At 73.8% G+C, this 12478-nt stretch carries 10 protein-coding genes and 1 riboswitch; of the genes, 9 read left to right on the top strand and 1 reads right to left on the bottom strand.

The annotated features are described in order from the left end of the window. Positions 1–46 precede the first annotated feature (46 nt). From H5965_RS44785 to H5965_RS44750, 8 genes are all read left to right on the top strand, one after another. On the top strand, positions 47–1672 hold the full coding sequence (locus H5965_RS44785) for a penicillin-binding transpeptidase domain-containing protein (RefSeq protein ID WP_310977404.1): 1626 nt from the start codon (positions 47–49) through the stop codon (positions 1670–1672). A 128-nt stretch (positions 1673–1800) separates the two neighbouring features. Next, positions 1801–2556 carry a metalloregulator ArsR/SmtB family transcription factor gene (locus tag H5965_RS44780; RefSeq protein ID WP_310977403.1) on the top strand — a complete coding sequence of 252 codons (756 nt, stop codon included), beginning with the start codon at positions 1801–1803 and terminating at the stop codon, positions 2554–2556. Between the two features lie 97 nt (positions 2557–2653). Next, entirely contained in the window at positions 2654–4132 is a 1479-nt protein-coding gene (locus tag H5965_RS44775; RefSeq protein WP_310977402.1) for a potassium/proton antiporter, read from the top strand. A gap of 78 nt (positions 4133–4210) precedes the next feature. Continuing rightward, a riboswitch (SAM riboswitch) is annotated at positions 4211–4325 on the top strand. A 39-nt stretch (positions 4326–4364) separates the two neighbouring features. Beyond that, on the top strand, positions 4365–5690 hold the full coding sequence (locus tag H5965_RS44770; RefSeq protein WP_310977401.1) for an aminotransferase class V-fold PLP-dependent enzyme: 1326 nt from the start codon (positions 4365–4367) through the stop codon (positions 5688–5690). A 16-nt stretch (positions 5691–5706) separates the two neighbouring features. Next, a complete protein-coding gene (locus H5965_RS44765) occupies positions 5707–6303 on the top strand; it encodes a hypothetical protein (RefSeq protein ID WP_310977400.1) in 597 nt (198 codons plus the stop codon). Between the two features lie 4 nt (positions 6304–6307). Continuing rightward, positions 6308–6904 (top strand): hypothetical protein, encoded by a 597-nt coding sequence (locus H5965_RS44760; RefSeq protein ID WP_310977399.1) that lies wholly within the window; start codon positions 6308–6310, stop codon positions 6902–6904. Positions 6905–6927: 23 nt separating this feature from the next. Beyond that, positions 6928–7578 carry a signal peptidase II gene (gene lspA / locus H5965_RS44755; RefSeq protein WP_396137006.1) on the top strand — a complete coding sequence of 217 codons (651 nt, stop codon included), beginning with the start codon at positions 6928–6930 and terminating at the stop codon, positions 7576–7578. Further along, positions 7575–8504: an RluA family pseudouridine synthase gene (locus H5965_RS44750; protein WP_310977398.1), complete on the top strand. Its 930-nt coding sequence runs from the start codon at positions 7575–7577 to the stop codon at positions 8502–8504. The genes lspA and H5965_RS44750 overlap by 4 nt, the downstream gene beginning before the upstream one ends. On the opposite strand, the gene H5965_RS44745 is transcribed toward H5965_RS44750, so the two are convergent. Beyond that, on the bottom strand, positions 8498–9553 hold the full coding sequence (locus H5965_RS44745; RefSeq protein ID WP_310977397.1) for an AsnC family protein: 1056 nt from the start codon (positions 9551–9553) through the stop codon (positions 8498–8500). The genes H5965_RS44750 and H5965_RS44745 overlap by 7 nt on opposite strands. Before the next feature lie 133 nt (positions 9554–9686). Here H5965_RS44745 and H5965_RS44740 point away from each other — a divergent pair. Then, positions 9687–12478 (top strand): DUF885 domain-containing protein (locus tag H5965_RS44740; protein ID WP_310977396.1); only part of this gene is annotated, 2792 nt, incomplete at its 3' end.

The following is a 12478-nucleotide window of genomic DNA, read 5'->3' as shown; positions in this document are numbered from 1 at the left end:
CTCGACCGGCCACCCACGGGTGGCTCCTTGGGGGAGGGGAACCGGAATGAGCCCTGGCAAGAGACGCGGCATCCTGATCGGTGGCGCGCTGCTGGTCGTCGTGGTCGTGGCGGCCGCGTTCTTCCTGCTGAACAGCGGGGGATCGGCCCCGGAGGCCGCCACCGGCGCGACCACCGTGGAGAGCCCGGGTGCGCTCGACCCGAACACGGCGATCACCGAATACCTGCAGGACCTCGCCGAGAACAACCCGGACGCGGCGGGCCGGCTGACCGACGACAACGCGGCCGCCGCGGTCGCGCTGCGGGCCACCCGGAACACGCTGAACCCGACGTCGGTGGCCGCCAAGCTGACCGTCCTGCAGCCGTCCCCGGCCGGGGCGAACCGGACGGGCGGCACGTTCAGCATGTCCTGGACGCTGAAGCCGGGGCAGGTCTGGACCTACGACGTGCCGTTCGAGCTCGTGCAGAGCGGCGGGAAGTGGCTGGTGCACTGGGCGCCGTCGCTGCTGCACCCGAAGCTCGAGGCTGGCCAGCGGCTGGTGATCAGCACGGCCGCCCAGGACACGGTCGCGGTCGCCGACCGGGACGGCAAACCGCTGGTGATCAGCGGGGCCGGCGGCCCGCGGATGGTGGACGGCAATCCGGCGCCACTGCTGCGCTCGGCGTTCGTCGGCCAGGTGACGGCCGCGGCCGGCAGCGGCTTCGCCGTCGAACGCGTCGACGGCGGCGGCAAGAGCCTCGAGCGGCTGTACGGGAAGACGTCGGACGCCGACGCGAAGCCGCTCGTGGCGAGCCTGAGCCTGGCCGCGCAGAACGCCGCCCAGGCCGCGGTGGACGGCTACCAGGGATCGGCGATGCTCGTCGCCCTCGACACGGGCTCGGGGGACATCCTCGCGGTCGCGCAGAACGCCGCGGCCGGGAACGCGCCGAAGGCGCTCAACGGCCTGTACGAGCCGGGATCGTCGTTCAAGATCGCGACGTCGGTGGCGGCGGTCCAGCAGAGCGGCCTGAACGCGGGGTCGCCGGTCGACTGCCCGGGCGTCGCGACGATCGGCACGCGGACGGTCAAGAACGAGGGCTTCGAGCTGGGCGCGACGAACCTCCAGACGGCGTTCGCCCGCTCCTGCAACACCACGTTCGGCCAGCTCGCGCTCGCCCTGCCCGCGGACGGGCTGAAGAAGGCGGCCGACGAGCTGGGCCTCAACGCCGACTACGACATCCCCGGGATCAAGACCGAGCTGGGCAAGGTCGAGCCCGCGGCGAGCAAGGACGAGCAGGTCGAGGACGGGTTCGGCCAGGGCCGCATCCAGGCCAGTGCCCTCGGCGGCACGCTGATGGCGGCCACGGTGGCGACCGGCAAGGCGATCACGCCCCGGCTGTGGCACGACCTGGAGACCTCGGTCGTCAAGGGCTACTCGCCGCCGCCGGCGTCGGTGCTCGGGGAAGTGCGGAAGATGATGCACGCGGTGGTCCAGAGCGGCACCGGCCGCGCGGCGGCGTCGGCGGGCAACGTCTTCGGCAAGACGGGCACGGCCCAGTTCGGCGACGGCTCGAACGCCACGGGCTGGTTCGTCGGCTACCGCGGCAGCATCGCCTTCGCCGTGGTCCTCGAAAAGTCGAACGATTCCGGCCCGGCCGTCCAACTGGCCGCCAAGTTCCTCAAGGCCCTCTGACCCGCACCGGCCCGCAGCCGCCGTGTCGTCCATCCAGGTACGCGTGTCGTCCATCCAGGTACGCGTGTCGTCCGGCCGGGTACGAAGGTTCGGCCGTGGCCGACGGGTCGGGGCCGTAGCGTGGGGGCATGGAGACGATCGCGCTGGCCGAGGTGGCCGCGGTGCTCGCCGACCCGAGCCGGGCCACCATGTGCCTCGTGCTGCTGGACGGGCGGGCCTGGACCGTCGGCGAGCTCGCGAAGGCGGCCGGGATCGCGCTCTCGACGGCCAGCGAGCACGTCACCCGGCTGGCCGGTGCCGGCTTCGTCGCCCGCGTCAAGCAGGGGCGGGCCAGCTACGTCCGGATCGCCGACCCGCGGGTCGCCGAGCTGATCGAGCACCTGGCCCAGCACGCAGTGACATCCGGGGCGCTGCCCCGGGCCGGGGGCTCCGCCACCCGGAGCCCCCGAAAGGCTGCCGGTCACCGGCCGGTCACCGGCCTCAAGTCCTCCCTGCGCGCCCGGCGGCTCGGCTTCGCCCGGACCTGCTACGACCACCTCGCCGGCGAGCTCGGCGTCGCCCTCCGCGAGGGCATGCTCGCCACCGGCCTGGTCGACACCGCCGCCGGGCTGGCGCTGACCCCGCGCGGCCGCGACGTCCTGGCGGATCTCGGTGTCCCCGTCGCGGCCGGGCGGCGGCCGCTGCTGCGTGACTGTCTGGATTGGACGGAGCGCCGCGACCACCTCGCCGGCGCCCTGCCCGCCGCGCTGCTCGAGCGGGCGGTCGACGCCGGCTGGGTGGCCCGGGACGGTCACCGCGCGGTCAAGGTGCTGCCGGCAGCGGGGGAGCCGTTCGCCGCGCTCGGTGTCGATCTCGACGCGCTCAGTGGTGTTGCGGCGCCTTAACACACCGGGTGTCCGGCGCCGGGCAGCGGTACACGAACGAGTTAATCCACGTGCCTCACTATTCTGAGAGCCCCACGGCACTCGGGAGGAGGCGGGCATGGACCAGCTTCCCGTGCTGCTCGGCGTCGGCGGCGTCGTCCTCCTCGCGTCCGTGCTGGCCGTGCGCGTGTCGATCCGGCTCGGCCTGCCCTCGCTGCTGCTGTACCTGGGGATCGGCGTCCTGCTGGGCGAAGCCGGCTTCGGCATCCGGTTCGACAACCCCGGCCTGACCCAGTCGCTCGGCCTCGCCGCCCTCGTCATGATCCTCGCCGAAGGCGGGCTGACCACCCGGTGGTCGGCGGTGAAACCCGCGCTGGGCCGCGGGATCGCACTGTCCACAGTGGCCGTCGTGGTGAGCGTTGCGGCCACCGGCGCGGCCCTGCACTGGCTGCTGGGCCTCGACTGGCGGCTGGCGCTGCTGTGGGGCGCGGTGCTCGCCTCGACCGACGCGGCCGCGGTGTTCTCGGTGCTGCGCACGGCCGGGATCGGCAAACGGCTCACCGGCGCGCTCGAACTCGAGTCGGGGATCAACGACGCACCGGCCTACATCGCCGTCGTGGTCCTGGCCGAAGGCACCACTGTGGACTGGACGCTGCCGCTGCTGGTGGTCTACGAGCTGACGGCGGGCCTGGTCATCGGCCTCGCCTTCGGCTGGCTCGGCGGGATCGCGCTGCGCCGGGCCGCGCTGCCGGCGACCGGCCTCTACCCGCTGGCCACGGTCGCGGTGTGCGTCGTCGCCTACTCGTCCGGGCAGCTGCTGCACGCGTCCGGGCTGCTCGCCACCTACGTCGCCGCGCTGGTGCTCGGCAATTCGCGGCTGCCGCACCGGTCGGACACGCTCTCGTTCGCCGAGGGCCTGGGGTGGCTGGCCCAGATCGGGCTGTTCGTGCTGCTCGGGCTGTTCGCCTCGCCGGGCCGGCTGCTCGACGCGATCGTGCCGGGCCTGGTCGCGGGCGCGGTGGTGCTGCTGCTGGCGCGGCCGGTCTCGGTGGTGCTGTCGATGCTGCCGTTCCGCCTGCCGTGGCGGGAACAGGTGTTCCTGTCGTGGGCCGGGCTGCGCGGCGCGGTGCCGATCGTGCTCGCCATGATCCCGTTGTCGCAGGGCCTGCCGGGCGCGCAGCGGCTGGTCGACGCGGTGTTCGTGCTGGTCATCGTGCTGACGCTGGTCCAGGGGGCGACGCTCGGCCCGCTCGCGCGCACGCTCGGGCTGGCCAAGAAGTCCGAAGCGCACGAGATCGAGGTCGACTCCGCGCCGCTGGACGAGCTCGGCGCCGAACTGCTGCAGGTCCGCATCCAGCCGGGGTCGAAGATGCACGGCGTGTACCTGTCCGAGCTGCGGCTGCCGGTCGGGGCGACGATCAGCCTGGTCGTCCGCGACGGCGCCGGGTTCACCCCGCAGAAGACCAGCCGGTTGCAGGAGAACGACCAGCTCCTGGTCGTCACGACGAGCGCGGTCCGCGACGCGGTCGAACGCCGGCTGCGCGCCGTCGACCGGGCCGGCCGCCTGGCCCGCTGGAAGGGCGAATCCGGTCGCTGAGCACGCTCTGTGACCGGCGTCTCAGAATGTGCGACGGGGGTTGGCGCCCGGGCGCGCTCTCGGTTACCTTTCGAACCAGGTCATGAGTGCCAGCGCGAAGCCCCGGCTTGCTGGCCGGCAACCCTCCTACCGCGGTGGGGTGCCCCGGGTGAAGACCGGGCCGGTCGCGCCGTGCGACGGGCAAGCGCGGGCCCCTCGCCGGGGTCCCCCGGATCGCCGAGGAGGCACCCCGATGACTCTCGCCATCGACCGCACCCAGCTCGAAGCCCCTGCCGTTCCCGCCGTCGCCGGGGCGTCGCTGCGGGTTCCGCTGGTGACCGGCGGGGACATCGGCTACGCCAACCTCGACCACGCCGCGAGCGCACCCTGCCTCGACGCCGTCCGCGCGAAGGTCGACGAGTTCCTGCCCTGGTACGCCAGCGTCCACCGCGGCGCCGGCTTCGCGTCGCAGGTCTCCACCAAGCTCTACGAGCGCACCCGCGACGTCCTGCGCCGCTTCGTCGACGCGCGGCGTACCGACACCGTCGTCTTCACCCGCAACACCACCGACTCCTTCAACCTCCTCGCCCGCAGCCTTCCCCGGCACACCACGGTGGTTGTCTTCGACACCGAGCACCACGCCGCGCTGCTGCCGTGGCACGGCCCGAACGTCCGGCGGATCCCGACGCCGCGCACCCGCCTCGCCGCGGTGTCCGCTGTGGACGAAGCACTCGCCGAAGCCCCGCAGGGCCCGCGGCTGGTCGTCGTCACCGGGGCGTCCAATGTGACCGGTGAGCTGCTCCCGGTGGCGGAAATCGCGGCCGTGGCGCGGAAACACGGCGCCCGCATCGCCCTCGACGCCGCCCAGCTGGCCCCGCACCGCCGGATCTCGCTCAAGGAACTCGACGTCGACTACGTCGCGCTGTCCGGCCACAAGCTGTACGCGCCCTTCGGTGCGGGCGCGCTGATCGGGCGTGCCGACTGGCTGCGCGCGGCCCGCCCGTACCTCGCCGGCGGCGGTGCGACCAAGCTCGTCACCGAAGACGCCGTCGTCTGGAACACCGGCCCGGAGCGCCACGAAGCCGGCTCGCCCAACACCGTCGGCGTGTACGCGCTCGGCGTCGCGTGCGAGACCCTCGGCGAAAACTGGGCCGCGATCGAAGACCACGAGCAGGCCCTGCTCGCCCGGCTCCGCAAGGGCCTCGAGAGCATCCCGGGCTGCGCCGAGCTGCGGCTGTTCGACGCGCCGGTCGACCGGGTCGGCACGGTCAGCTTCGTCGTCGACGGCTTCGACCCCGGCTGGCTCGCCGCGGTCCTGTCCGCCGAGTACGGCATCGGCGTCCGCGACGGCGCCTTCTGCGCCCACATCGCGGCCAAGCGCCTGATCGGCCGCACCGGCGGCGACGGGCAGCAGGCGGTCCGCGTCAGCCTCGGCCTCGGCAGCACGGAGGAACACGTCGACCGCGTGCTCCTCGCCCTGCGGCAGATCGTCGCCCGCGGAGCTCGCTGGGAGTACGCGAAGGTGGACGGCCGCTGGGCCCCGGTCGGCGACCCGCGCGAGCTGCCGCCGTTCTGCTGAACGCCAGCCTGGGCCGATGGGGAGAGGGCCGCGTTTCTGGTTTCCGCTGGCACTGCTGGGGTTCGCGCAGCTCGGCTCGGTCGTCGTGCAGCTGCTGTGGCGCCGGAGCCGGGCCGAAAGCGAGTCCGCGAACCTCCTCCTCGCACCGGCGGTCCCGCCCGGCGCGACCGAGTACAGCCGCGCGCAGCGGTGGCCGCTGGACTTCCACGTCGGGGACAGCAGCCTCCCGGCCGGGCCGGTATGGCTGGTCACGCTCGGCGTGGCCGTCCTCGGCACCGCCGTCTGGTACGCGTTCGCCCGGCGGCCGGGCCGGGTGGGGTGGTTCGTCCTCGGCACGATCGCCGCGCTGCTCGCCGTCCCGCTGCTCGACCTGGTCGGGTCCTGGCAGTTCCGCCTCGGCGACGGCCTGCGCGGCCCGCTCCTGGCCACCCTCGGCCTGCTGCTGCTCGCCGCCTGCGAACGCAGCCGGTTCGTCCTGCTGACGACGGTGGCATTCGCCCTGGTCGCCGTGGTGCTCTCGGCGGACACGGCGGGCATGCTGGCCTCGGCGATGATCCTGCTCGCCGCCGCCTTCATCGCCCTGCTGCGGGGAAGCCCGCGCTCGATACCCTGACCCGATGGGGTGTTCACGGCGGTCCTGGTTCCCGCTGGCCGCGCTGGGGTTCGCGCTGATCGTGCTGGTGGCCGTCGACCTGGTCACGGACCGCCCCGAAAGCACGCTGGGGTACCAGCGGTCGCACGGCTTCGCGACCAACGAGCTCAACGGCACCGGCCTGGCGAGCGAGCAGAGAGCGATCGCCGCCGCCGTCGACGTGGTGCCCTCGGCGCGGCTCGGCTGGCTCGCCGGTCTCGTCTGCGTGGTGCTCTGCGTGGCCGCCTGGTCTTGGCGGCAGCTGCGGCCCGAGCGTCCCGGCCGGTTCCTGCTCGGCACGCTCGGGGCGCTGGCCGCCGTCCCGCTGCTCGACCTGGTCGGCGCCCTCCAGTTCCGGCTCGGCGGCGACGTCCGCGGCGCGCTCCTGGCGACGCTCGGCCTCCTGGTGCTGGCCGGCTGCGAACGCAGCTGGTTCCTGCTGGCCGTCACCGGCGTGTTCGCGCTGGTCGCGACGGTTTTCCTACCTCCAGCAGCCGGCGCGCTCGCCGCGGCGGGCGTCCTGTTCGCGGCCGCCTTCGCCGTGCTCCTGCGGCCGCGTCCGGACGGGCCCGCCGCCGCCTGACCAGCGCCGTGGACAATGGACCGGTGAGCACCGAGCCCAGCCACTCCGAACCCGACACCGCCGCGCCCGCCGAGGCGGTGCCCGATCCGGCCGCCGACGCGCCCGAGAACCCGGAGGTGCCGGCGAAGCCGCTGCTGCCGAAGCGGCGGGTCGGCTGGGTCTTCGCGGTCGCCGTCGTGTTCTGGGCGATCGACCTGGTGACGAAGAACCTGGTCGTCGCCAACCTGGAGGGCAAGGAGCCGGTCAAGGTCCTCGGCGGGCTGATCTACCTGCAGGTGATCCGCAACCCCGGCGCCGCGTTCTCGATGGCCACCGGCATGACCTGGGTGCTCGCCCTGGTCGCGCTCGCCGTGGTCATCGCGATCATCTGGCTGTCGCGGCGGCTGCGCTCGATCGGCTGGGCGATCGGCCTCGGCCTGGTGCTCGCGGGCGCCACCGGCAACCTGACCGACCGCATCTTCCGCGCGCCCGGCGGGCTGCAGGGCCACGTCGTCGACTTCATCTCGGCCTTCGCGCCCAACGGCAAGGGCTTCGCGATCTTCAACATCGCCGACTCCGCGATCTGCGTCGGCGGCGCCCTGATCGTGCTGCTGTCCCTGCTGGGCAAGGACTACGACGGCACATCGACCAAGGACAAGAAGAAGGCCGAGCAACAGCAGGAGGAGCAGGCGTGAGCTCGCGGATGCTCCCGGTGCCCGACGGGCTCGACGGGATGCGGGTCGACGCCGGCCTGGCCAAGCTGCTCGGGCTGTCCCGCACGGTCGTCGCCGAGCTCGCCGAGTCCGGGGACGTGCTGCTCGACGGCCGTCCCGCGGGCAAGTCCGACCGCCTGTCCGGCGGCGGCCTGCTGGAGATCACCCTGCCGGAGCCGGCGAACCCGGTCGAGGTCGTCGCGCAGCCGGTCGAAGGCATGCAGATCCTGCACGACGACGACGACATCGTGGTGATCTCGAAGCCGGTCGGCGTCGCGGTGCACCCGAGCCCGGGCTGGACCGGCCCCACCGTCGTCGGCGGCCTCGCCGCGGCCGGCCTCCGGATCGCGACGTCGGGCGCGGCCGAACGCCAGGGCGTGGTCCACCGGCTCGACGCGGGCACCACCGGCGTGATGGTGGTGGCCAAGAGCGAGCACGCCTACACCGTGCTCAAGCGCGCGTTCAAGGAGCGCACGGTCGACAAGGGCTACCACGCGATCGTCCAGGGCCACCCGGACCCGACGCGCGGCACGATCGACGCCCCGATCGACCGCCACCCGCGCCACGACTACAAGTTCGCGGTGGTCCAGGGTGGCCGTCCGAGCGTGACGCACTACGAGGTCGTCGAGGCGTTCCGGGCGGCGTCGCTCGCGCACATCAAGCTCGAAACCGGGCGGACGCACCAGATCCGCGTCCACTTCTCGGCGCTGCGGCACCCCTGCGTCGGCGACCTGACCTACGGCGCCGACCCGGTCCTGGCCCGCCACCTCGGCCTGAGCCGGCAGTGGCTGCACGCGAAGACCCTGGCCTTCGCCCACCCCGCGGACGGCCGCTGGGTCGAGTTCGAGTCGGAGTACCCGGAGGACCTGGCGAAGGCCCTGGAAATCCTGCGCGACGAGAGCTACTGATCCTCGATCGACCAGGTCAGCGTGCGCTCGTCCGGCTCCGGCCGGGGGCTCCAGCGGACCGAGACGACGCGGGTGGCGTCCGGCAGCACGTACACCGTGTGGCCGCCCAGCGTCTCGCCCGGTTTGACGCCGATCTTGTGCGGCGGCCGGGACGTCAGCGACACCGGTGCCTTGCCGATCGCCTGGCCGTCGGCGGCGAGCAGTTCGAGGTAGTTGTCCGGCAGTGACGCGAACGGGATCGACCCGCGGTTGGTGATCTCGGTGTGCACCACGACCGCGCGTTCGCCGTCCTCCAGGCGGTAGCCGGCCGCGCTGAACAGGTAGTCGGCCGGGTCCTGGACCTCCAGGAGCTGCACCGACAGCTGCTCGCCCTCCAGGCCCTGGGTCTCCATGACCTCGCCGAGCCGGCCCCGCTTGCCGGCCGCGGGCCCGCTCGGCCGCGCGGGTTCGTCGCCGCGGGCCCACGACGCCGTCTGCGGGACGCCCCACGTGCTCACGGCCGGGTCGAGCGGCACCGGCGGCGGCGTGAACGGCCGGGGCGGGCGCGGCGGTTGCTGCTGGGGCGGCGGGCCCGGGTAGCGGCCGGACGGCGTCCCCTGGACGTTGTACGGCCCCGAAGGTGCCCCTTGGACGTTGTACGGCCCCGAGGGCGCGCCTTGCACGGTGTACGGTCCGGAAGGGGCGCCTTGGACGTTGTACGGCCCGGAAGGGGCGCCCTGGACGGTGTACGGCCCCGAAGGCGTCCCCTGGACCGGCGGCGGCATCGGCGGCGCGGGCGGCTGCGAAGGCACGGGCTGCGAAGGCGGCGGGAACTGCGGCGGCCGGTTCGCCCACGACGGCGGCGCGCCGGCGATGGCCGCGCGCAGGCCGTTCGGGTCGCTTTCGACGCCGACGAGCAAGGGGAGCCCGCTGCCGGAGAGGGCGACCAGCCGGTAGGCGACTTCGCGGGGGTCCATGCCGACCTTGGCCGCCAGCTCGTGCACCGCCGCCTTGCCGAGGTCGGCGAGCGCGGCGAGCAGGCGGGTATCCACGGGATCGGTCACGGCCACCTGAAGAACGCTACCTCCTGGCCGATCCGCGGCGCCGCAGGCCGTCCGCCCCGGGCGAACGGCGCGGCGGTTCTGTCGGTGATCTCCGTTAGGGTCGGCCGAGAGCACATCAGCCGAAGCTGGGGGTCCTGCCATGACCGCGGTCACCGAACTCGCCGACGAGTTCGTCGAAGCGCTGTTCGCCGCCGATCCGCTGACGCCGGCCCTGCTGGGCATCCGCCCGGCGGAGCCCGGCCTGGCGGACCTGTCGGCCGAAGCCGAGCGCGCGTTCCGGGCCCGGCTCGTGGCGTTCCTCGAGCGGGCCCGCGCGTTGGAGCCGGACAGCGCCGAGGACCGGGTCACCCGCGAAGTGCTGATCACCACGGCCGAGAACCGCATCGCCTCGATCGACAGCCGGCTCGTCGAATTCGCCGTCACCGACCTGTCCATCGGGCCCGCGGCGGGCCTGCTGATGGCCCTGCCGATGACCACGGTGACGGCAGGCGAGGCCGCGGAGGCCCAGCTCGGCCGGCTCGCCGCGATCCCGGTGTACCTGCGCCAGGCCGCGCGGCGGCACGCCGAGGGCATCGCCGACGGCCTGCTCCCGGTGGCCCACCTGGTCGACGCCGCGGTCGCGCACCTCGACCGGTACCTCGCCGACCCGGCGGCCGACCCGCTGCGCCGCCAGCCCGCCCCGGACGAGGAGTTCGAGCGGCGGCGGGAGGAGCTGCTCACCGACGTCGTCCGGCCGGCCTTCGCCGAATACCGCGAGTTCCTGATCGCCGAGGTCAAGCCGCACGGACGCCCCGCGGACCGGCCGGGCGTGTCGTGGCTGCCCGGCGGCGCGGAGACCTACACCGGCTTGGCGCGGATGCACACGACCACCGGGCTCAGCCCGGAGGAATTGCACCGGATCGGCCTCGACACCATCGAGGCGCTCGCCGCCGAATACCGCGAGCTGGGGCTGAAGGTGTTCGGCACCGACGACCTGGCCGCGATCTTCGAGCGCCTGCGCACCGACCCGGGGCTGCGCTGGCGCAGCGCGGACGAGCTGCTGGAGACCGCCCGCACGGCCGTCGCCAGGGCGACGGCGGAAGCGCCGAAGTGGTTCGGCCGGATCCCGGAGCAGCAGTGCACGGTCGAAGCGGTGCCGGCGGAGGTCGCGCCCGGCGCGCCCGCGGCGTACTACCTGCGCCCGGCCGGCGACGGCTCGCGACCGGGCATCTACTTCGCGAACACCCACGAAGCCACCGAGCGGCTGCGGCACATGGCCGAAACGACGGCGTTCCACGAAGCCGTGCCGGGCCACCACTTCCAGCTCAGCATCGCGCAGGGGCTCACCGAGCTGCCGCTGCTGCGCCGCATCGGCATGTTCAACGCCTACGTCGAAGGCTGGGGGCTCTACAGCGAGCGGCTCGCCGAGGAAATGGGGCTCTACTCCGACGACGTCGCCCGGCTCGGCATGCTGGCCGGCGACTCGCTGCGGGCGGGCCGGCTGGTCGTCGACACCGGGCTGCACGCACTGGGGTGGAGCCGGCAGCAGGCCGTCGACTACCTGCTCGAGCACACGCCGGAGGCGCGCCCGGAGATCGAGTCCGAGGTCGACCGCTACATCGCCTGGCCCGGCCAGGCGCTCGGGTACATGGTGGGGCGGCGGGAGATCCAGCGCGCCCGGGCCCGCGCGTCGCAGCGGCTCGGCTCGCGGTTCGACGTCCGCGCGTTCCACGACCTCGTGCTGGCCGGCGGCCAGCTGCCGCTGTCGGTGCTCGCCACGGTCGTCGACGAATGGGTGGCCGGGCACGGCGACACCGTCGACGGCCTGGCGAGCGAGCTCGTCGAGCTGTCCTTCGAGCAGGAGCCGCTGCACCCGTCGGTGCTCGGGCTGCCCGGCGACCACGACCGCCTCGGTGACCAGACCCGGGCCGCGCAGGAGCGCTTCCGGGCCGCGTACCGGGCCCTCGCGGATCGTGCGCGGGCGCTGGCCACCGAGGGCCTGACGCCGGAGGAGGCCGTCACCCGCGAGGTCGTGATCGCGGCCGCCGAGGTCGAGGCCGATCGGCTCGGCGCGCGGTCGGCCGATCTCGGCGTCAGCGACGGGCTCACCGCGCCCGCCCTGGGGTTGCTGATGTACCTGCCGTACTACGCGCTGGACGACGAGAAGAAGGCGCGCGGCTACCTGGCCCGGCTCGCCGCGATCGAGCCGTTCCTGGCCGACCTGGCCGAGCGGCAGCGCGAAAGCCTGGCCGAAGGCCTGGTGCCGCCGGCGTACCTGGCCCGCGTCGGCATCGAGTACATCGACCGCTACCTGGCGGCGGCGGACACCGACCCGCTGAAGGTGAGCACGACTGCGGCCGTCGAGGGCTTCGAAACCGAGCGGGACAGGCTGCTCGCCGAGGTCGTCCACCCGGCTTACGCGCGCTACCGCGACTTCCTGCGTGACGAGGTCGAGCCGGTCGGGCGGCCCGAGACCGCGCCGGGCATCTCCCACGTGCCGGGCGGGGCCGAGCGGTACGCCGCGCTGATCCGCGCGGAGACGACCACCGAGCGCACGGCCCAGGAACTGCACGAGACCGGGCTGGCGCTGATCGGGAAGCTCGCGGAGGAGTACCGCGAGCTGGGCGCGAAGGTGTTCGGCACCACGGAGCTCGGCGAGATCTTCGAGCGCCTGCGCACCGATCCGGCGCTGCGCTGGCGGGACGGCGAGGAACTGCTGTCCGCGGCCCGGGACGCGATCGCCCGCGCCGAAGCCGTCGCGCCGCGGTGGTTCTCGCGCATCCCGGCCGAGAAGTGCGAGGTCGCGCCGGTACCGGAGGCCGATGCGGCGAGCGGCACGATCGCGTACTACCTCCAGCCGTCGCTCGACGGGACGCGCCCGGGCACGTACTACGCGAACACGTTCGAGGCGGAGAAGCGGCCGCGGTTCACGAGTGAGGCGATCGCGTTCCA

The organism is Amycolatopsis sp. 505, assembly GCF_031625235.1.
In the GTDB taxonomy this organism is placed as follows: domain Bacteria; phylum Actinomycetota; class Actinomycetes; order Mycobacteriales; family Pseudonocardiaceae; genus Amycolatopsis.
This window is presented reverse-complemented; position numbering and strand designations above follow the sequence as displayed.

Excerpts from the sequence above, each read along its gene's own strand:
- H5965_RS44785 (WP_310977404.1), top strand. The coding sequence starts at position 47 with ATGAGCCCTGGCAAGAGACGCGGCATCCTGATCGGTGGCGCGCTGCTG.
- H5965_RS44780 (WP_310977403.1), top strand. The coding sequence starts at position 1,801 with ATGGAGACGATCGCGCTGGCCGAGGTGGCCGCGGTGCTCGCCGACCCG.
- H5965_RS44775 (WP_310977402.1), top strand. The coding sequence starts at position 2,654 with ATGGACCAGCTTCCCGTGCTGCTCGGCGTCGGCGGCGTCGTCCTCCTC.
- H5965_RS44770 (WP_310977401.1), top strand. The coding sequence starts at position 4,365 with ATGACTCTCGCCATCGACCGCACCCAGCTCGAAGCCCCTGCCGTTCCC.
- H5965_RS44765 (WP_310977400.1), top strand. The coding sequence starts at position 5,707 with ATGGGGAGAGGGCCGCGTTTCTGGTTTCCGCTGGCACTGCTGGGGTTC.
- H5965_RS44760 (WP_310977399.1), top strand. The coding sequence starts at position 6,308 with ATGGGGTGTTCACGGCGGTCCTGGTTCCCGCTGGCCGCGCTGGGGTTC.